Genomic DNA, 18,935 nt, shown 5'->3' on the forward strand with positions numbered 1-18,935 from the left:
GGACATCTGATTCGACTCCTGCCGCGCGGGGCTCCCAGCCGGAATCGGCAGCAGGCTGGGAGTCCCGCCTGCCGGCCGACAACTACGGATGCGTACCATGCCTGAATTTGACAACGCGAGCAATCATGTCCACCTGGCGGCGACCTTCTTGCTGGAGGATCTGCGTATCCGCAGATTCCGCTACCACCTGCTTCGCCTGAACAGCGTGCTCACGGCGGCCGATGCCGAAGACTTGCAGGAACTGGCCCGGCAGGCGTTCCAGAAAGGTGCGGCGGCGGACGCGGCAGACAAGATCAAGGAACGGAGCGACGCAAGCCCGCTCGCCCGCACGATCGCCGACATCACGAGGACCGCGGCGCTGCTGTCGCCCGGACGGGAAAAGGAAGAACTCATGGGCGCCCTGATGGGCGCCTACCTGTCGACATCAGGTATCCAGGGTGTCGACAGGTCCTTGGTTGCGTGCCTCGGAGCCATTGCAGGGGCGATCACGCTCAAGGGGAAGTCGATAAGGGACGATCTCCCCGAAGTCCCGTTGTCCGAGTACCTGAGCACCGCAGACTGACAGCGGCAACGCGACGGGCGCGCCGAAGCGTCACTTGCAGGTTTCCCGGCCCACCGTGGACCTTCACTCACCGTTGACCTTCACTCACCGTTGACCTTCACTCACCGTCGATCTTCACTCACCGTCGATCCTCGAGAGGCGGCAGCCATGAATCCCGCATGGCAGGCACGGCACGGTCTGCCCTTGGCGCAGTACCAGACCGAATTCGACACACTCGTCCGTCAGGGGTTCCGCCTCCTGGACGTCAACGGCTACAGCATCAATGGTGCCGATCACTACGCCACCGTCTGGGAGCAGTCTCCGGGCCCACCCTGGGAAGCCCATCACGGACTGACGAGCGACGAACACACCAGGCTCTTCCAGACGTTGCCCGCCCAGGGTTTCCGTCCGGTCTCCGTGAGCGGTTACGACAGGTCTGGCCGGCCCCGTTTCGCCTCCTTGTGGCAGAAGACCCCGGGGCCTGCCTTCGAGGCCCGGCACGGGATGACCGCCGACCAGTACCAGGCGGCGATCGACGACTGCACGGCGCGGGGGTTCCGCCCGGTCGATCTTTCCTGCTACTCCGACGGCGGCCAGGTGCGGTTCGCGGCTGTCTGGGACCAGTCCCCCGTGCCGGCCTGGGCCGCGCGGCACGGCATGACGACCGCCGAGTACCAGGCGGAGTTCACACGCCTGGCGGCGCAGGGCTACGTCCTCTTGCGCGTGACCGGATACGAGGTGTCCGGGAGCACACGGTACGCGGCGATCTGGGTCAAGGGCCGCGTGGTGACCTGGCAGGCCCGCCATGGCCTGTCCTCGACGGAGTACCAGTCGGCCTTCAACGATCTCCTGAGGCGCGGCTACCGGCTCACGAAGATCAACGGTCACACCGCGGGCGGACGTACCTCGTACGCGGGAATCTGGCACAAGCCGTATCTCTCCGACGACGACGAGACGTTCATCCGTCAGACCGTGACCACGTTCATGTCCGGGCACGGCATCCCGGGCGCGTCCGTCGCACTCGCCGATTCGGGGAGGTTGGTCTTCGCCCGGGGATATGGAGTGGTCGACCCGGCCACCGGCGCCCCGGTCACCACCGGCCACGTGTTCCGTATCGCCAGCGTCAGCAAGCCGATCACGGCCGTGGCGGTCTTCCGGCTGATCGAACAGGGGCGCCTGCGCCTGAACGACCGCGTCTTCGGTGCGAACGGCATCCTCGGCACCACCTACGCCACACCGCCGTACAGCACGAACATCGACCAGATCACCGTGCAGAACCTCCTGGAGCACACCAGCGGGTGGGCCGGCTCGCAGGACCCCATGTTCCGCCACCTCGACCTGTCCCAGCACCAGTTGATCGACTGGATGCTCGGCCGTGACACGACCGGGGCGTTCAACGCGCCCCTGAGCCACACCCCCGGCACGACCATCGAGTACCTCAACTTCGGCTACTGCCTGCTCGGCCGCGTCATCGAGCGCATCACGGGCCTGCCCTACGAGGCCGCCGTACGCCGACTCGTCCTGGAGCCTTGCGGCATCATCGACATGCACGTGGCCGGCGACACCCTCGCCGACCGGCGGGGCAACGAGGTCGTCTACACCCCGCAGGGTACGCCGGGCCCGTACGGCATCCGCGTGTCGCGCATGGACGCGCACGGTGGCTGGCTGGCCTCGCCGACGGATCTGCTGCGCTTCCTGACCAGGGTGGACGGCTTCCCGGAGAAGCCGGACATCCTGTCGGCCGGCTCGCTCACGACGATGTACACACCGACCACCGCCCGGACGCCCTCCGGCGACCCGTCCGGCTACGCCAAGGGCTGGGCCACCAACGCCGCGGGAAACCACTGGCACGACGGCGACCTCCCCGGAACCGCATCCATCCTCGTCCGCACGAGCGGCCATCAGGGCTGGGCGGTCGTCGTCAACTCCCGTGACGACACACGCCTGGACACCATGCGCAAGGACCTGGACGACGTCATGTGGTCGGTGGTGCAACACATCACGGACTGGCCCGCACACGACCTGTTCTAGCTTCGCCGCGGTGAGGACGGCTGTCGGCGTGGAGGGACGGCTGTGATCGGGCGGCCGGGCGGTCTGTCAGAGATCCTGTCAGAGATCAGAGGGTGAGGAGTCTGACCAGCAACACCGTCACCGTGCCTACGGTGAATATCGATCCCAGCACGGTGAACACCAGGTCGACCGAACCCTTGTCCCAGCCCTTGATCTCGAACCGCTGTGGGGCTTTCGGGTCGTATCGGACCGTGACGTGTGCTCCGACGCGGAAGCCGTTGCCGATCGCGGTGCGGCCGAACCTGGACGAGTACTCGCACGCCGTTCCGTCCAGGGTCGTCCAGGCCGCGACCGGGTGGTGGAACGTGTAGCCCCCGTCGTCGTCGCGCCTGGCCTCGTGGCGGACGATCCGGGCCGTGGCATCGACACCGGTGCGGCGGAGCACACTGGCGCGGCGGAGACCGTACACGCCGAAACCGAGGAAGACCACGCCGATCGCCAGGGGGATGAGGGAGAAGAGCCATTCACGTTCCATATGCCATGCGACGCGTGTGCCGGGCACTTCGGTTGCGTGTTCGAGCAGCAGTGGCACTTCCGGCGGGGCCGCAAGGCCACCGTCGGAGGTGCGGCTGCGTGCGGCTGCCGCTCGAAAGGGTGAACTCGCCCACGCCTGGGAACTCCCGCCCCCATTCCTCGTGCGACACGTCACCAGTTGGGCCTCGCCACGTTGCCGTAGGCCCAGCTGGGGCCCTTGGACATCTCGAAATGCAGGTGGGGACCCGTGACGTTGCCCGTGGTGCCGACCTTGCCGAGTTGCTGCCCCGCGGCCACCTTCTGACCGGACCTCACCTGGCGTTGCGAGAGGTGGCAGTAGGTGTAGACGTGGCCGTTGTCCGCGTGCAGGCCGATCCACTGCCCGTAGGCTCCGCCCGAGCCGTTCGACCAGGCGATCCTGCCGTCGCGTACGGCGACCACCGGCGTGCCGGAGTCGGCGGCGAAATCCTGGCCGGTGTGCCGGCCGACCCCGTCCGGTTTCCAGGCGTACGGGCCGCGGGCGAAGAAGCCGAACGTCACCCGGTGCCCCGGCACGGGCGACGGCACGCGCCGCTTGCCCGGGGTGCGGCCACGGCCGCCGCCGTTGGAGGGCGCGGCGACGGTGCAGTCGACGCTGAAGCCGGCGTGGCGGCCGAGGGCGGTGAGCGAGGCGCAGCCGGGTATGCCGTCGGCGGCGGCTCCGGTGAAGCCCTGGGCGCGTTGCTCGGCCCGGTAGGCGGCCTTGGTCTGTTCGCCGAAGTGGCCGGTGGCGCCGTCGGGAATCCTGTGCCCTCGGGCGATCAGTGCTTTTTGTACGGTTCGTATGTCTGCGTTGGTCTTGCCGAACCGAACGTTGGACAGGGCGACCATGGCGGCTCGCTTCCTCTCGTCAGTCCCATGGCGTCAGGACCACGGATCGGGACGCGTTCACCCGGATCGGGCCGATGGCAGCAGACGGTTCCATGCAGCCGGTGGACGATGACGATTCGGGCCGTCGCGAAGGTGCCGTGCGGCAGTCGCGTGCCGGCCAGTCCTCGTAGACCGCCCCTCCCGAGAAAGGATGGATACCGAGGAATCGATTCTTATTTTAGTGCTCTCCGAGGGGGCCTGCCACCGGACTTGCGGCCGCACCGGTCGGCCATGACGTGCGAGAACGACCTGCCGCAAGTCCGCCATGATTACAGCGTGTATTCGTGCGGTAGTAATCCGTTTCACGGGGCAGAAAACGCGGCATCCATTCCGTTCGCCCATGTCCGGGGAGGGCGGAAAGAATCCGGCCGAAACCTGAGACGCCCCCGAAATCCTGGGGAACCCCCGATTTTCACCGGGCAGTCGGATAGCTTCTGGCATCCGGCCCGTGTCCATGGCTCAGGCGTTCGATGTGCGGACTCAAATGCCGACCGTGCCGAAGCCGAAGGTAGGGTCCTGCCGACGGTCGGGTGCCGGGGAAGGGCAGGGAGCCGGGATGGGTGCGTCGTCATGGCGGTACATCGAGCCTTACGCCGGAGATGTCGCGGCTTCCTTGGCCGCCGTTCGGCAGCGCGAGTTCGAAAGACTCTTCGTCCATGACACACGCTGGGACGACCTCCGGCCCGCGGGGCAGTCGTTCACCTCCGTCGGCGACCTCGATGATCTATGGGAAGACGAGGCCCTGGGGGGCGAAGGGACACACACGATCATCGACGTGTGGCGGGTGATCGACGCCGAGGATTACGACGATTCCCACACCGTGCGGCCCCTGCCGGAAGAGGAATGCATCGAGATCTTCGGAACCTCGCAGCCGACCCCGGCGGATTTCGAACGCGCCCAGGATCGCTACGCCGCGGGGCAGCCGGGCTCGGAGGAGCTGTGGGGGATGCCTCGCTGGTCAGCGTGGTGCAGCCCGCTGAGGGGCACCGATGGCTCGATCACATCCATCGCTTTTTGGGGCAGATCAGGCGATTAGCTTCCCCGGCCGTGGCCGCTGATCTCCATGCGGGCCACGGCCTGACGTCGCCGGCGGGCTACGACCGTCTCGGGTCCGCACGACCGCTCCCGGACGCGCACCCCGCCCCGACCAGGCCGACCGGCACCCCGCGGATCCTGCCGTCGCGACCAGGCCCCCGGCCCGCCGCACGCGGGATCCGGTACCCGCCAAGTCCGCGGCACCGCACCGCCGTCGGTCCACGGTCCGGCATTCGGACAGATGCAACTGGTCTCCGCACACCCGCTTGACCGATGGACCTGCGGCAACGTAGCTTCAACGCACCGACTCGTGGAGCTGCTGGAAGGAGGCGAGGTCGGATGTCGATCATCTCCGAGCTGTCTCGCCTCGCTCACCAGATCGCCTGGGCTCCGGGTCGTGTAGCACACGGCTGCTGAAACAGCCCCTCCTCCGGCGTGCCCTTTTTCGGCCCCGGCATCTTCTTGTCTCTCTCACCGGCTGCGGCACGTCCTTGCGTGCAGATCTACGCTCCGGGTTCTCGAGCTGCGCCACCGAAATAGAAAGCTCCCCAAATGGCGACTAGGACAATCACATCGACCGCGCTCCGAAATGAGGATGTGCCATGGTAGCGGCGCGGATCACGGTCAACGGGAAAGAAACGCCGATTTCACCGGCTGCTCCCCACACCACGGTGCTGGACTTTCTGCGTGAGCGTGGCCTCACGGGCACCAAGGAGGGCTGCGCCGAGGGCGAATGCGGCGCCTGTTCGGTCCTGGTGGCCCGTCCCGGGGTGAACAAGCCCACCGACTGGGTCGCGGTCAACGCCTGCCTGGTCCCGGTCGCGGCGCTCGACGGTCAGGAGATCGTCACCTCCGAGGGTCTCGCCACCGCCGGCGAACCCGGTACGCAGCCCACGCTGCACCCGGTGCAGGAGGAGATGGCCGTCCGCGGCGGCTCCCAATGCGGTTACTGCACACCGGGATTCGTGTGCAGCATGGCCGCGGAGTACTACCGGCCCGACCGCTGCGCACACGCGGAGTCGGCCGACAGCACCGACCCCGAGCACGGTCCGAACGGTTTCGATCTGCACTCGCTGAGCGGAAACCTGTGCCGCTGCACCGGCTACCGTCCGATTCGCGACGCCGCGTTCGCCGTCGGCGCGCCCACGGAAGACGACCCTCTGGCGCAGCGCCGCGAGCAGGACCCGCCCGCCCCGGTGGCCACCGAATACACCCAGGACGAGAGCGTGTTCCTGCGGCCGGGCAGCCTGGCCGAGACGGTGCGGCTGCTGCGCGAGCGACCCGACGCCGTGGTTGTCGCCGGCAGTACCGACTGGGGTGTGGAGGTGAACATCCGTTCCCGCAGGGCGTCTTGCGTGGTCGCCATCGACCGGCTGCCCGAACTGCGGTCCCTGCGTGTCGAGTCCGACCACATCGAGATCGGAGCGGCCCAGACCCTCACCGAGATCGAGCGCCGCCTCGACGGCAGCGTCCCGCTGCTGGCACAGCTGTTCCCGCAGTTCGCGTCGCGGCTCATCCGCAACAGCGCGACCTTCGGCGGCAACCTGGGTACCGGCTCCCCCATCGGTGACAGCCCGCCGGTGCTTCTCGCGCTGGAGGCGTCGGTGGTGCTCGCCGACGCCGACGGCGAGCGCGAGGTCCCGCTGGCGGACTACTTCACCGGCTACCGGCAGAGCGTGCGCCGTCCCGGCGAGCTGATCCGCGCGGTGCGCATCCCGCTCCCGCTGTCGCCGGTCACGGCCTTCCACAAGATCGCCAAGCGGCGCTTCGACGACATCTCCAGCGTGGCGGTCGCTTTCGCCCTCGACATCGAGGACGGGATCGTCCGCAAGGCACGCATCGGTCTGGGCGGCGTTGCCGCCACCCCGATCCGTGCCCTCGCCACCGAGGCGGCCCTGGAGGGCGAGCCGTGGTCGCCGGAGACCGTCGAGGCCGCGGCCCAGGTACTTCAGGCCCAGGGCACGCCGATGAACGATCACCGCGCCAGCGCCGAGTACCGCGCCGCGATGCTCGGCCAGAGCCTGCTGAAGCTGTACGCGCAAACCACCGAGGCGGTGTCGTCATGAGCCATTTGTCCGAGCGCCCCGAAAAGCCCGTCGTCGGCGTTTCGATGCCGCACGAGAGCGCCAACCTGCACGTCACCGGAACCGCGCTCTACACCGACGACCTGATCTACCGCACCAAGGACGTCCTGCACGCCTACCCGGTCCAGGTCATGAAGGCCCGCGGCAGGATCACCGCGCTGCGCACCGAGCCCGCGCTCGCCGTGCCCGGTGTGGTCCGCGTCCTGACCGGCGCCGACGTGCCCGGCGTCAACGACGCCGGAATGAAGCACGACGAACCGCTCTTCCCCGACGAGGTCATGTTCTACGGCCACGCGGTCGCCTGGGTGCTCGGTGAGACCCTGGAGGCGGCCCGGCTCGGTGCGGCGGCGGTCGAGGTGGAACTCGACGAACTCCCGTCCCTGGTAACGCTCCAGGACGCGATCGCGGCGGGCAGCTACCACGGTGCCCAGCCCCTGATGGTGGCCGGCGACATCGACGCGGGCTTCGCCGACTCCGCGCACGTCTTCACCGGCGAGTTCCAGTTCTCCGGCCAGGAGCACTTCTATCTCGAGACGCACGCGGCGCTGGCCCAGGTCGACGAGAACGGGCAGGTGTTCATCCAGAGCAGCACCCAGCACCCGTCGGAGACCCAGGAGATCGTCGCGCACGTCCTCGGGCTGGCCAGCCACGAGGTGACGGTGCAGTGCCTGCGGATGGGCGGCGGCTTCGGCGGCAAGGAGATGCAGCCGCACGGTTTCGCGGCCGTCGCCGCGCTCGGCGCCAAGCTGACCGGGCGGCCGGTCCGCTTCCGGCTCAACCGGACCCAGGACCTGACCATGTCCGGCAAGCGGCACGGATTCCACGCCACGTGGAAGATCGGTTTCGACGCGGACGGCCGCATCCAGGCCCTGGACGCCACCCTGACCGCGGACGGCGGCTGGAGCCTGGACCTCTCCGAGCCGGTGCTGGCCCGAGCGCTGTGCCACATCGACAACACCTACTGGATCCCCAACGCGCGCGTCGCCGGTCGCATCGCCAAGACCAACACGGTCTCCAACACCGCCTTCCGCGGCTTCGGCGGACCGCAGGGCATGCTGGTGATCGAGGACATCCTGGGCCGCTGCGCGCCGCTGCTCGACCTCGACCCCATGGAGCTGCGCGAGCGCAACTTCTATCAGCCGGGCCAGGGCCACACGACACCGTACGGGCAGCCGGTCACGCAGCCGGAACGGATCTCCACCATCTGGCAGCAGGTGCAGGACGACGCCGGCATCGCCGATCGCAAGCGCGAGATCGCCGCCTTCAACGCCGCGCATCCGAACACCAAGCGGGCGCTCGCGATCACCGGTATCAAGTTCGGCATCTCGTTCAACCTCACCGCCTTCAACCAGGGCGGCGCGCTGGTGCTGATCTACAAGGACGGTTCGGTCCTGATCAACCACGGCGGCACCGAGATGGGCCAGGGCCTGCACACCAAGATGCTCCAGGTGGCCGCGACCACGCTGGGTATCCCGCTGCACAAGGTCCGGCTGGCCCCGACGCGCACCGACAAGGTGCCCAACACCTCTGCCACCGCCGCCAGTTCCGGGGCGGACCTCAACGGCGGGGCGGTGAAGAACGCCTGCGAGCAGTTGCGCGAGCGGCTGCTCCAGGTGGCCGCCTCCCAGCTGGGTGCGAACGCCTCGGACGTGCGCATCGTCGAGGGCGTCGCCCGCGCCCTGGGCAGCGACAAGGAGCTGGCCTGGGACGACCTGGTGCACACCGCGTACTTCCAGCGGGTCCAGTTGTCGGCGTCCGGTTTCTACCGGACCGAGGGGCTGCACTGGGACGCGAAGTCGTTCCGGGGCTCGCCGTTCAAGTACTTCGCGCATGGCGCCGCCGCGACCGAGGTGGAGGTGGACGGCTTCACCGGCGCGTACCGCATCCGGCGGGTGGACATCGTGCACGATGTCGGCGACAGCCTGTCCCCGATGATCGACATCGGTCAGGTCGAGGGTGGTTTCGTGCAGGGTGCGGGCTGGCTGACGCTCGAGGACCTGCGCTGGGACACGAGTGACGGGCCCCACCGCGGCCGGCTCCTGACCCAGGCCGCGAGCACGTACAAGCTGCCGAGCTTCTCGGAGATGCCCGAGAAGTTCAACGTCAGGCTGCTGGAGAACGCGACCGAGGAGGGCGCGGTCTTCGGGTCCAAGGCGGTGGGTGAGCCTCCGCTGATGCTGGCGTTCTCGGTGCGCGAGGCGCTGCGGCAGGCCGCCGCGGCGTTCGGGCCCGCGGGAGCCAGCGTGGACCTCGGCTGTCCCGCGACACCGGAGGCGGTGTACTGGGCGATCGACGCGGTCCGCAGGGGCGACGTGGAGCGTCTCGGGGACACTCGCGACGACGGCGGGATCCGCACCGGCGCAAACGCTCTGAGCAATGCCTGACACGACATGGGTGGCCGCGGTCGCGCGGTTGCGGGCTCGCCGGGAACCCGGCGTGCTCGTGACCGTCGCGACCGTGCGCGGCCACGCGCCACGCCGCGCCGGTGCCAAACTCGTCGTGGGACCGACCGAGACCTGGGGTTCGATCGGCGGCGGCAACATCGAGGCCGTCGCGATCGACCGGGCCCGCGAGCTGATCGCCACGCCCGATCCGGAGCCGGAGCTGATGGAGTTCGCCCTCAACGACAAGGTCACCAGCCGGCACGGCGTGCAGTGCTGCGGCGGAGCCGTCTCCGTACTGCTCGAACCGCTGCCGGTGGTGCAGGCGGTGGCGATCTTCGGCATCGGTCACGTCGGAATGGAGCTGGCCCGCATCCTGGCCCGCCACAGTCTGGATCTGCACCTGATCGACACCCGCCCCGACATGCTCACCGACGAACGGCTGGGCGTGCTCGCGGATGCGGTGGCGCAGGTCCACGTGCACCACGTACCGCTCCTTCCGGAGGAGGTGCTCGCGGAACTGCCGCCCGGCACCCACGTCCTGATCATGACGCACGATCACGCCGAGGACGCGGCGCTGTGCGACGCCGCCCTGCGTACCACCGATCTCGGCTCGATCGGGTTGATCGGCTCGGCCGCCAAGTGGGCACGGTTCAAAAAGCGCCTGGCCGACGAGGGCGGCCACGACGCCGCCACCATCGACCGGATCAAGACCCCCATCGGAATACCCGAGATCACCGGCAAGGAACCCGCCACGATCGCGGTGAGCGTCGCGGCGGACCTGCTCCGGACCTTCGAACAGGACCGGCACTGGGCAGTGCCGAACACCGTTCCCGGGGCCCTCGAACGGAGCAGCCGGTAACGGGAGATGGCGCGGCCCGGGTTCGGGCGGTCCGGGTTCGGGCGGTCCAGGCCGGGACGTCCAGGCCCGGTCGTCCGGCGCAATGCATCGGCATCACCGGTCGGATGCGGGGTCCCCGGCATCCGGCCCGAGGCCGCGGGCGAGCCTGAAGAGCCACGATGAACGGCCGCCACCACGGGGGTGCGGTCGATACGGTCCGTGCGGCAGCGGCGGTCTTGTTCGTCTGGTCAGGCGGCCTGGTCGATGTCCGGGCGGGCTCCGCGTGCGGCACCCGCCGACGCGGCCACCACGCACGCCACCGCGATCCACTGCGGCAGGCGCAGCGACTCCTGGAGCACGACGAGGCCGATGAGGGCCGCCATCGCTGGTTCGAGGCTCATCAGGATGCCGAAGACGCGCGGTGGGATCCTGCGCAGTGCTTCCAGATCCAGCGAGTACGGGATCACCGACGACAACAGTGAGACGCCCAGCCCCGCCATCAGGACCCACGGCTGCAGGAGCGCCGTTTTGCTGTCGGCCACGCCGAACGGCACGGCGACCAGTGCCGCGACGGCCATTCCCAGGGCCAGACCGTGGCCTTCGCTGGTGTGGCGGCCCAGCGCCGCGCCGACCAGGATGTACAGGCCCCAGCAGGTTCCTGCGGCCAGGGCGAACAGGAGCCCGGCGAGGTCGAGGTCGCCGCGTCCCTCCATCAGCAGGACCACACCGCCCGCCGCGAGCAGGGCCCAGAAGGCGTCCAGCCATCGCCTCGACCCGGCCAGCGCCACCGCCAGTGGCCCGAGGAATTCGATGGTCACCGCGATCCCCAGCGGAATCCGGGCCAGCGCCAGGTAGAAGCACAGGTTCATCGAGCCGAGGACCACGCCGTAACCGAGTACCACTGTCCACGCGCGACGGTTCATCCGCAGCGACGGCCGCCACCACAGCATCAGCACCGCAGCCGCGAACAGCAGTCGCAATGCGACCGTCCCGAAGCTGCCGACTTCGCTGAACAGGTGCTTGGCCAGGGCCGAGCCCACCTGGACGCTGACGATGCCGAGCAGTACCAAGGCCGGTGGCGGGATCGCGCCGAAGGTCCGTGCGGCCGGCGCACCCAGGAAGGACCGGAAGGACGGCCCGGGTTCGGTCCTGTCGACGTTCATGGTGGCCACCCGGGGAGTATCGACGATCGGGCGCCGCAACTCACCTGAATTTCCGGGGTGCCTAACTCTTGCCGGCCAACGACCTCCTGGCCGCCAACGCGCGCGGCCGGCGTCTCCTCCCCGGTATCGAGGAGTGGCCGGAACCGCGCCGCAACAACGCCCGTACACCTTCCTCCACCCCGCGGCGCGCAGCCTGTACGGCAACTGGGAGGACGTCGCCGCGGCCACGGTCGCCCATCTGCGCGCGGCCGCCGGGCGGTACCCGGACGCGCCCGATGTCACCGGGGTGGCCGGCGAACTCGTAGTGAGGAGTTCGCCGACCTGTGGCAGCGGTAAGAGGTGCGCGACCGCACCAACGGGCGCAAGCACTTCACCCACCCCGCCACCGGGCCCATGGTCTTGAGCTACGAGGCGTACGAGGTCGCCCGCACCGACGGCCACCGGCTGATCGTCTACCAGGCCGAGCCGGGCAGTACCGACCACTACGCGATGGTCTTGCTGGAGCATGCCGACACCGCGCGCGAAAGTGCGCCGCAACCCCCTGTGTAGCCTCGCATGATCTCGAAGTGGACGGGCTTCTGTTACTGTCACCTCGGCGCGGGGAGCGCGCGAACACGGATGCGGACCTGGGGGGTTGATGAATATGGCCGTCAACGGCCCTTCCCAGCATGCCCCTTTCCGGTCCGCGCGCTGACGCGAGGCGGTCCGGTCGTCATCACGACCAGGAGACATCCGTGCAATCCACCCCTTCGCAAGATCTCACCGAGCTGACCACCGAGCGGCTCGTGCTGCGCAGTTGGACCACGGCCGATGCCGACGCCGTCCTCGCCGACGACGGCCGGCGGCCGGCCGACTGGGCCGAGGACTTCCCCGCCGAGGGCGACCGCGTCATCGCGGGCCTCTTCCACGACCACCCCGTCTGGCTCGACGCCTACGGCCACCGGCTGATCATCGAGCGGGACAGTGGCCTCGTCGTGGGTTCGATCGGCCTGTTCTGGCCACCCGCCGAGGGAGTCCTGCAGATCGGCTACGGCGTCGTCGCCTCCCGGCGCGGCCGGGGCTACGCCACCGAGGCCACCCGGGAACTCGCCGCGTTCGCCCTCGCCGCGGAGGGCGTCCACAGCGTGGTCGCCGGGGTGGAGCTGACGAACCCGGCCTCCGTCCGCGTCCTGGAGAAGGCCGGCTTCGAGCGGCGCGACACCACGCCCGCCGACGAAGCCGAGGGCGTAGCCCGCTTCGGAATCACACGGTCGGACCGACTGGAGTAGCGGCTCGGTGGGCCGGCGCCCCGGCCGCCGGCCCACCCTCTCCTGACGTCGGCCCAGTCCCTCTCAAGAGACGTTCGGCCAGACGCAAGTGCCGCCCAGGAGCAGGTGGGCGCCGGCCCAGTGGGCTACCGCGGCATGTCGATGGGCTGCGGGCTCGGCATCCCGCTCATCTCCGCCGAGCCCCGCAGCCGCGCCGCGGTGCTGGGCCTGCTGGGTGCGCAGGGGCTGACCGAGGACGCCGTGCGGATCGTCGGCCCAGAATGAACCCCATGGACCGTCTGCTGCACCTCGACCGCACCCTCGACGAACTGGACCCGCCCCGCTGGACGCCTCCGGGCGCCGACGCGACCCATCTGGTCCGCAGAGTGCACGCGTTGCGGCGGGTCCCGCTGGGCGAACTCGGTCCGGCGGATCTGCGCACCCTCGTCTCGCAGCGGGTGGCGCTGCCGTACGTCCTGCCCCTCGCGGTGCGTCTGCTGCTCGAGGAGCCCCTGCTCGACGCGTACTTCTACGAAGGCGACCTGCTGCTCGCCGCCGTCGATGCGCCCGCCTCCGCCTGGGCCCTGCTGCCGGACCTCGCCGCCCGGCTGCGGACCGTGCTCACGACACTGCCGGAGGCGGCGGTCGCCGTCCTGCCCCGCGGCGCCACCGAGCAGATCGCCGGCTTCGCCGCACGGCACGCACCACCTCACTGACGCCAGCGCCTCGCCCGCCTGCGGACAGCAAAGTCGTGGCCCTCAGTAACACTGCGCTCTGGCGAGAACCGGCCTCACGCGGCCCTCAGTAACGCTGCGCTTTGGCGAGAACCGGTGTCAGTCTCGGCTCCGGCGGCTCGTGGCTGAACGCAATGGGCTGTTCCTTCTTCCCCGGCTTCAGGTTCTCCGCGCCGACGTACCGCGTCTCGACCACCTTGCCGTCGGAGTTCTTGAAGTCGACCTGCACGGCGTAGGAGGCATCACTGCCGGTCTTGTTGGTTATGGTGACCAGGACAGCGAGTACTCCGCCGCTCTGCGCCCTCGGTATCCCCGTCATGGCGACCTCGGAAAGGGCATTGCCCCGCCCTTTGACGTTCTGCAGCTCCTTCTCCGCTGCCGCGCTTCTGCGCTGGGTCTCGGCTTCCACAGAGGCTTCGAACTCGGAGGCACGCGCCGAGGCGGACGACGCCGCGGCGGACGCGGAAGCCCGGGCCGAGCCGATCGCCGATGCGGCCGAGGACGCCAGGGCCGACGGGGGCGTACCGGAGAAGGATGAGGCGTTCGGCGTACTGGTGGTGCCGGCCGTGGGCGAGGTAGCGGCGTTCTGGCCGTTTCCACCGCCACAGGCCGCAAGCCCGCCGGCGAGCAGAAGGCCGCCGAGAGCGCTTCCCACGAGGATCCGGCGGCGGGCCCTTTCAGAGCCTTTGAGTCGGGTCACAGACATGGTGCCGTCCAAAGGGTTCGATGGTCCTGTGCCTCCATGGTCAGCACGGGATTCGGCGCCCGCGAGTCGGGGACACCCGCGCTCCTGCCCGGCCCCCACCTGGCGCACCGCAGGCGGGTCACACATGGAGACGGCCGACCGCCCCGCCTCGCGCGCCCGCATGCCTGCGACCGGGGGGCGTGCACGTGCCCACGACCTGGGATCCGCGGTTCCCGCCCTGCAACCAGCTCGATCCGCCGCGCTTGCGCTCGTCAACCGTGCCCTGGATGGGGCACCGTGGAAGATGTGGACGTCCGGGGAGACGCTACCGACGTGCGACAACCGTGGCAGTCGAGCTACGCGCTGCTGGTGATCCCTCTCGCGCTCATCGCGGTGATCACGGTGGTCGACCAGCTGGTCCCGGCCGACATCCATCTCGGTCCGCTGCTGGTCATCGCGCCGGCGATCACCGCCTCCTTCGCCGGTGCCTGGCTGACGGGTCTGATCGGGTTCCTGACCGTAGGGGCGCAGGCCTACATCGGCTGGCATTTCGGCGTGCTGTTCTCCCGCAATGTGCTGGTGCAGATCCTCGCCCTGGCCGTCCTGTCCGCCCTGACCGTGTTCTACTGCGTGATGCGCGAGCGCCGCCAGCGTCAGCTGGCGCAGGTACGCATCGTCGCCGAGGCCGCGCAACACGTCGTGCTGTGGCCGCTGCCGGAACAGATCGGCTCGATGCGGATCGCCTGTCTGTACCTGGCCGCGGAGGCCGAGGCGCAGATCGGCGGTGACCTGTATGCGGCGACCCCCACCGACAGCGGTGTGCGGGTCATGATCGGCGACGTTCGTGGCAAGGGCCTGTCCGCCATCGGCGAGGCCGCGCTCCTCATCGGGGCCTTCCGCGAGGCCGCCCACTACCACACCTCGCTGCCCGCGCTGGCGGCCGCTCTGGAGCAGAGCGTGGCCCGCAACCTGCCCGAGCTGGGGCCCGAGGAAGACCCGAGCGAGCGCTTCGCCACCGTGATGCTGGTGGAGATCCCTGATGACGGCCACGTCACGCGGATCCTGAGCTGCGGCCACCCCCCACCCCTGCTGCTCCGTCCCGGGAGCGCGGTCACCGTGCCCGTGCACCCGGCGCCCCCGCTCGGTATCCATGGGCAGGCGCCCGCGGACTACACCGTCGACGTGTTCTCCTTCGAGCCCGGCGACACGCTCCTGCTCTACACCGACGGCGTCATCGAGGCCCGGAACACCGGCGGAGACTTCTACGCGCTCCCGGAACGGGTCGCCCAGTGGGCCGGCGCCAGCCCCGAGAAGCTGGTGCACCACATCCGCCGCGATCTGCTCGACCACGTCTCCGGACGCCTCGACGACGACGCCGCGCTCATCGCGCTGTGCCGTACGCCGATCCCCCACCGGCCCCATCGGCACGGGCCGGGCCTGCACGTCGGCGGGCTCGGTCATGGCACCAAATCGGTCCCTCACTGAGTGGCACCATGCCGCCGGGCCTCGCGGCCGGGTAGCGGATGCTGCGCGCCGAGCCGCGGTCGGTGGACTGCCTTGCGCGCACACAACTCCTGAAGCCTGCCGGTCCCGTGCGCCTGCCCCTACGGAATGCGGCGGCTTTTAACAGGGCCGCCGCGCCCCGTCAAGTCCCGAATTCCAGGAACATGAGCCGCCTGCGGCGTTTTGGCGTAATGGAAGCAGGCCGGAAACACCAGCCGGCCGGACAGAAGAATGATCCGGGACGCTACCTGGCGCAATCCAATCCACTGGAGCCCGGAACCGGTGACAGAAATCCTGAAAATTCAGGGTGCACAAAACCGTTTCAGTAGAGGAGACAATCATGAGCCGCGTTTCTCGAAAGCAGCGTTTCGCCATGCTGGCCGCCACGGTCACTCTGGCCGCAGGTGGAGCCCTTCTGCCGTCCGGCGCGTTCGCCGCACCGGCGGCCCCGCACACACAGGCCGTAGCCGCGGCCGAGGCCGGCAATCACCACACAGACCAGAACAAGGTCACGACCATCATCAAGACCTCCACCAAGACCAATACCAAGCACCTGCGCGGCGGCAAGCTTCAGATCACCATTACCAAGACCACGGCCGTCATCAAGATCAAGGACGGTGACGTGATCTCGAAGAAGGTCACCGTCGTCAAGCGCCAGAAGATCGTCGACATAGATTTCCAGGACAACAATCGCGTCCGGAACGAGGGAAACATAGACGACGAATAAGCGATAGGTCACCTGTTTCGGCCCACGACTGGTCTGGCCAGGGCCCCATGACAAGGCAGCCCGGCCGGACCGGCTGGCCCACAAGCGAACCGGACACAGCTGACCCACACCTGAACCGGACCAGCTGACTCACAAGTGAATACGGGAGACGGCCATCACCCGAGGTCTCGGCCCTCGCACAGCTCAGCACCGGCAGCGCCTCGCGTGCCGACGCGGCGTGCGAGGGCCGGCCTGATCGATGCGGCCCGCGGGCTGCCCGCCAACCGACATCTCCCCCAGAGGTCGGTACGCCACTGGCGACGAGCGGCCAAGGGATCCGGCCCATCCGGTCCTGGCGGACTTCCGTACCGCTGAGAGCCGGACGTGGAGCCGGATGCGGAGCCCGATGTGGCATCGGATCCCAGCCATCGGCGTCTCAGGCACGCGCTGTGTGCCGGAGGTCCGCAATCGCTGGTGTGAGGGATACCGGTACACGGATCGGCTCTGGGATCGTCGTGGCGGAGACGCCGGGACTTTCCGGAACGTCGGCCCCCACAGGACGGATGACATACGAGATGACGCGATGGACGATCAGCCGCGCCCAGCGGCTGGTGCTCGCCGTGGTGACGGGCATGTGTGCGCTGGCGGGCACAGCCACGGCCGCGCCGGCCCCGATGCCGACTCGGGACGGGGACACCGAGACGGCCGCCTCCGGCTATCTGAACCTACAGCAGTGCGTCTACTACGCGGACCCGCTCGCCGACCACTTCACGACGGTGCTCACACCCAGCGGCGACGGCCGGTACTCCACCGGCACGAAGCTCTCCAACGCCCCGGACACGCAACCGACATGCGGCCCGGGCAACGGCAACCACGTGCCCGTCTCGCTGCTGCCCGGCGTCAGGGCCCTGGACCTGCATGCGGGCCGCTACCTCAACATCCACCAGTGCGACTACTACTACAGCCGGAACACCGACCACTTCGCCGGCTTCGTCACTCCTGGCGGCGACAGCCGGTACGCGACGGGGACGAACGTCTCCAACTCCCCCGACACCGGCGTGGCATGCGGCCTCGGTAACGGCAACCACGTGCCCTACCGCCCGCTTTCGGGCGTCAAGTCCCTGGACCTGACCGCGGGCCGCTACCTCAATCTGCACCAGTGTGTGTACTACTCGGAGTCGGACACCAGCCACCTGACGACGTTGGTGCCGACCTCCGACAGCCGGTTCACGACCGGTACGGAGGTCTCCGACACCGCCGACGGCAGGCCTGACTGCGGCCCCGGCGACGGAGACCACGTGCTCGTCCCGCTGCTGTCAAGCGTCAAGAGCTTTCCGTTGGTCTGACGGTCGTCCCGTGACAGGGCATGCCCAGGCTCGCCAGGACTCCACTTCCCGTGGCGTCGGGAGGAAGGAGCAGCAGGAGGCGGGCGGAGGGGTTCTCGATCCCTCCCGTCGCGGAGCCCGGGCTGTCGACGACGTGCATCAGCTCTCGCCAGGTCAGCGTGTGCCCGTTCAGGCTCCCGTCCCAGCCGGCAATGCGGCGGGCACTTCGCCAACTGCTGCGGAGGTGGAGAGAAGTGGGGGCAGCCGGTGGGTGGGCCAGGACAAGGGGCTTGGCCGCGGTGTCGCAGTGGACGATCCGGCCCGGGAGGCCGACGCGCGAACCGGACCAGGATTTCCGCACGGAACCGGATCTTACCCACGGTCCGGGCTCCGCCTAGCCTCGGACCACATGCACAACAGTCCGACAACGACAGGTGGTACGCCGGTGATCGTGATAGCCCATCTCAGCGACACTCACATCGACAGTGAACCGCGCAGCATCGAGCGCACCCAGGCTGTCATGCGTTACCTGGAGGACCTGCCGTACGACTTGGACGCGGTCCTCGTGACCGGGGACATCACCGATCACGGTCTGCCGTCCGAGTACGAGCAGGCCCGTCGGCTCTTCTCCTCGCGGCACCCGGTGATGCTCTGTCCCGGCAACCACGACAGCCGTGACGCCTTCCGCACCCATCTCCTGGCGCAGGAGGGTGCGACGGCTCCGGTCAACCAGGTGCTCCGGAGCGCTGACGTGGTGATCGCGGTGTGCGACTCGTCGGTGCCGGGCAAGGACGAGGGTTTCCTCTCGGACGAGACCCTGGCGTGGCTCGAAGACGTACTGGACCGGACGTCCGATCGAACGCCGGTGCTGATCGGGTTCCACCATCCGCCGGCGCAGTTGCACGTTCCGTTCGTCGACGGTATCCGCCAGTTCGGTGCCGAGCGGCTGGCGGCCCTCGCCGACCGCCACCGCAACATCGCGGCGTTCCTCTGCGGCCACGCCCACACAGCGGCGGCAACCGTCTTCGCCGGGCGCCCGCTGCTGGTGGCCCCTGGAGTCGTCTCCACGATACGACTTCCCTGGGAACACGGCGCGCACCCCCGGGACCACGTCCACCTGGACCATGCGCCCGCTCTCGCCTTCCACATCCTGGACGACGCAGGACGGTTGACGACGCACTTCCGCCAGGTCCGTGTGTAAGGGAGCCGCAACGCCCCGTCCCGGAGCCCGCTGCTG

19 protein-coding genes are annotated in these 18,935 nt (G+C 69.1%); 15 read left to right on the forward strand and 4 right to left on the reverse strand.

Annotated elements, in window-relative coordinates; genetic code table 11:
• Positions 1-97: 97 nt before the first annotated feature.
• Positions 98-562 carry a hypothetical protein gene (locus JK361_RS30210; protein ID WP_201824161.1) on the forward strand — a complete coding sequence of 155 codons (465 nt, stop codon included), beginning with the start codon at positions 98-100 and terminating at the stop codon, positions 560-562.
• 147 nt (positions 563-709) lie between these two features.
• On the forward strand, positions 710-2,572 hold the full coding sequence (locus JK361_RS30215; RefSeq protein WP_201824167.1) for a serine hydrolase: 1,863 nt from the start codon (positions 710-712) through the stop codon (positions 2,570-2,572).
• Positions 2,573-2,657: 85 nt separating this feature from the next.
• On the opposite strand, the gene JK361_RS30220 is transcribed toward JK361_RS30215, so the two are convergent.
• Both JK361_RS30220 and JK361_RS30225 read right to left on the reverse strand, forming a co-directional pair.
• A complete protein-coding gene (locus tag JK361_RS30220) occupies positions 2,658-3,086 on the reverse strand; it encodes a DUF3592 domain-containing protein (RefSeq protein WP_201824169.1) in 429 nt (142 codons plus the stop codon).
• Positions 3,087-3,256: 170 nt separating this feature from the next.
• Positions 3,257-3,955, reverse strand: coding sequence for a M23 family metallopeptidase (locus JK361_RS30225; RefSeq protein WP_201824171.1), 699 nt, complete (start codon positions 3,953-3,955; stop codon positions 3,257-3,259).
• Positions 3,956-4,550: 595 nt separating this feature from the next.
• Between JK361_RS30225 and JK361_RS30230 the strand changes: the two genes are divergently transcribed.
• From JK361_RS30230 to xdhC, 4 genes are all read left to right on the forward strand, one after another.
• Complete coding sequence (locus tag JK361_RS30230; RefSeq protein ID WP_201824173.1) at positions 4,551-5,030, forward strand: hypothetical protein; 480 nt, start codon at positions 4,551-4,553, stop codon at positions 5,028-5,030.
• A gap of 601 nt (positions 5,031-5,631) precedes the next feature.
• The gene (locus JK361_RS30235) at positions 5,632-7,095 is read left to right on the forward strand and encodes a xanthine dehydrogenase small subunit (protein ID WP_201824175.1); all 1,464 of its coding nucleotides are present in this window, start codon (positions 5,632-5,634) and stop codon (positions 7,093-7,095) included.
• Positions 7,092-9,497: a xanthine dehydrogenase molybdopterin binding subunit gene (xdhB, locus tag JK361_RS30240; RefSeq protein WP_201824177.1), complete on the forward strand. Its 2,406-nt coding sequence runs from the start codon at positions 7,092-7,094 to the stop codon at positions 9,495-9,497. Before JK361_RS30235 ends, xdhB begins: the two co-directional genes overlap by 4 nt.
• On the forward strand, positions 9,490-10,356 hold the full coding sequence (gene xdhC, locus JK361_RS30245; RefSeq protein WP_201824184.1) for a xanthine dehydrogenase accessory protein XdhC: 867 nt from the start codon (positions 9,490-9,492) through the stop codon (positions 10,354-10,356). The genes xdhB and xdhC overlap by 8 nt, the downstream gene beginning before the upstream one ends.
• A gap of 227 nt (positions 10,357-10,583) precedes the next feature.
• Here the strand turns inward: xdhC and JK361_RS30250 are convergent, their stop codons facing one another.
• Positions 10,584-11,498, reverse strand: coding sequence for an EamA family transporter (locus JK361_RS30250; RefSeq protein WP_201824186.1), 915 nt, complete (start codon positions 11,496-11,498; stop codon positions 10,584-10,586).
• Between JK361_RS30250 and JK361_RS42700 the strand changes: the two genes are divergently transcribed.
• The 5 genes from JK361_RS42700 to JK361_RS30275 all read left to right on the forward strand — a co-directional run bounded on the left by JK361_RS42700 (position 11,497) and on the right by JK361_RS30275 (position 13,461).
• The gene (locus tag JK361_RS42700; RefSeq protein ID WP_372448757.1) at positions 11,497-11,901 is read left to right on the forward strand and encodes an MmyB family transcriptional regulator; all 405 of its coding nucleotides are present in this window, start codon (positions 11,497-11,499) and stop codon (positions 11,899-11,901) included. The genes JK361_RS30250 and JK361_RS42700 overlap by 2 nt on opposite strands.
• Positions 11,838-12,047, forward strand: coding sequence for an MmyB family transcriptional regulator (locus tag JK361_RS42190; protein ID WP_201824189.1), 210 nt, complete (start codon positions 11,838-11,840; stop codon positions 12,045-12,047). Before JK361_RS42700 ends, JK361_RS42190 begins: the two co-directional genes overlap by 64 nt.
• A gap of 185 nt (positions 12,048-12,232) precedes the next feature.
• Positions 12,233-12,766, forward strand: coding sequence for a GNAT family N-acetyltransferase (locus JK361_RS30265; protein ID WP_307787353.1), 534 nt, complete (start codon positions 12,233-12,235; stop codon positions 12,764-12,766).
• Between the two features lie 105 nt (positions 12,767-12,871).
• Positions 12,872-13,030 (forward strand): hypothetical protein, encoded by a 159-nt coding sequence (locus JK361_RS30270; protein ID WP_372448758.1) that lies wholly within the window; start codon positions 12,872-12,874, stop codon positions 13,028-13,030.
• A 5-nt stretch (positions 13,031-13,035) separates the two neighbouring features.
• Complete coding sequence (locus JK361_RS30275; RefSeq protein WP_201824192.1) at positions 13,036-13,461, forward strand: contact-dependent growth inhibition system immunity protein; 426 nt, start codon at positions 13,036-13,038, stop codon at positions 13,459-13,461.
• Between the two features lie 85 nt (positions 13,462-13,546).
• Here the strand turns inward: JK361_RS30275 and JK361_RS30280 are convergent, their stop codons facing one another.
• The gene (locus JK361_RS30280; RefSeq protein ID WP_201824327.1) at positions 13,547-14,185 is read right to left on the reverse strand and encodes a hypothetical protein; all 639 of its coding nucleotides are present in this window, start codon (positions 14,183-14,185) and stop codon (positions 13,547-13,549) included.
• Positions 14,186-14,497: 312 nt separating this feature from the next.
• Here JK361_RS30280 and JK361_RS30285 point away from each other — a divergent pair, with 312 nt between their 5' ends.
• The 4 genes from JK361_RS30285 to JK361_RS30300 all read left to right on the forward strand — a co-directional run bounded on the left by JK361_RS30285 (position 14,498) and on the right by JK361_RS30300 (position 18,899).
• Complete coding sequence (locus JK361_RS30285; protein ID WP_307787354.1) at positions 14,498-15,649, forward strand: PP2C family protein-serine/threonine phosphatase; 1,152 nt, start codon at positions 14,498-14,500, stop codon at positions 15,647-15,649.
• Positions 15,650-16,007: 358 nt separating this feature from the next.
• Positions 16,008-16,394, forward strand: coding sequence for a hypothetical protein (locus tag JK361_RS30290; RefSeq protein WP_201824196.1), 387 nt, complete (start codon positions 16,008-16,010; stop codon positions 16,392-16,394).
• Between the two features lie 554 nt (positions 16,395-16,948).
• Positions 16,949-17,719 (forward strand): hypothetical protein, encoded by a 771-nt coding sequence (locus tag JK361_RS30295; RefSeq protein ID WP_201824198.1) that lies wholly within the window; start codon positions 16,949-16,951, stop codon positions 17,717-17,719.
• 424 nt (positions 17,720-18,143) lie between these two features.
• Positions 18,144-18,899: a metallophosphoesterase gene (locus tag JK361_RS30300; protein WP_201824329.1), complete on the forward strand. Its 756-nt coding sequence runs from the start codon at positions 18,144-18,146 to the stop codon at positions 18,897-18,899.
• Positions 18,900-18,935: the final 36 nt, after the last annotated feature.

It is taken from the genome of Streptomyces musisoli, assembly GCF_016741855.1.
In the GTDB taxonomy this organism is placed as follows: domain Bacteria; phylum Actinomycetota; class Actinomycetes; order Streptomycetales; family Streptomycetaceae; genus Streptomyces; species Streptomyces musisoli.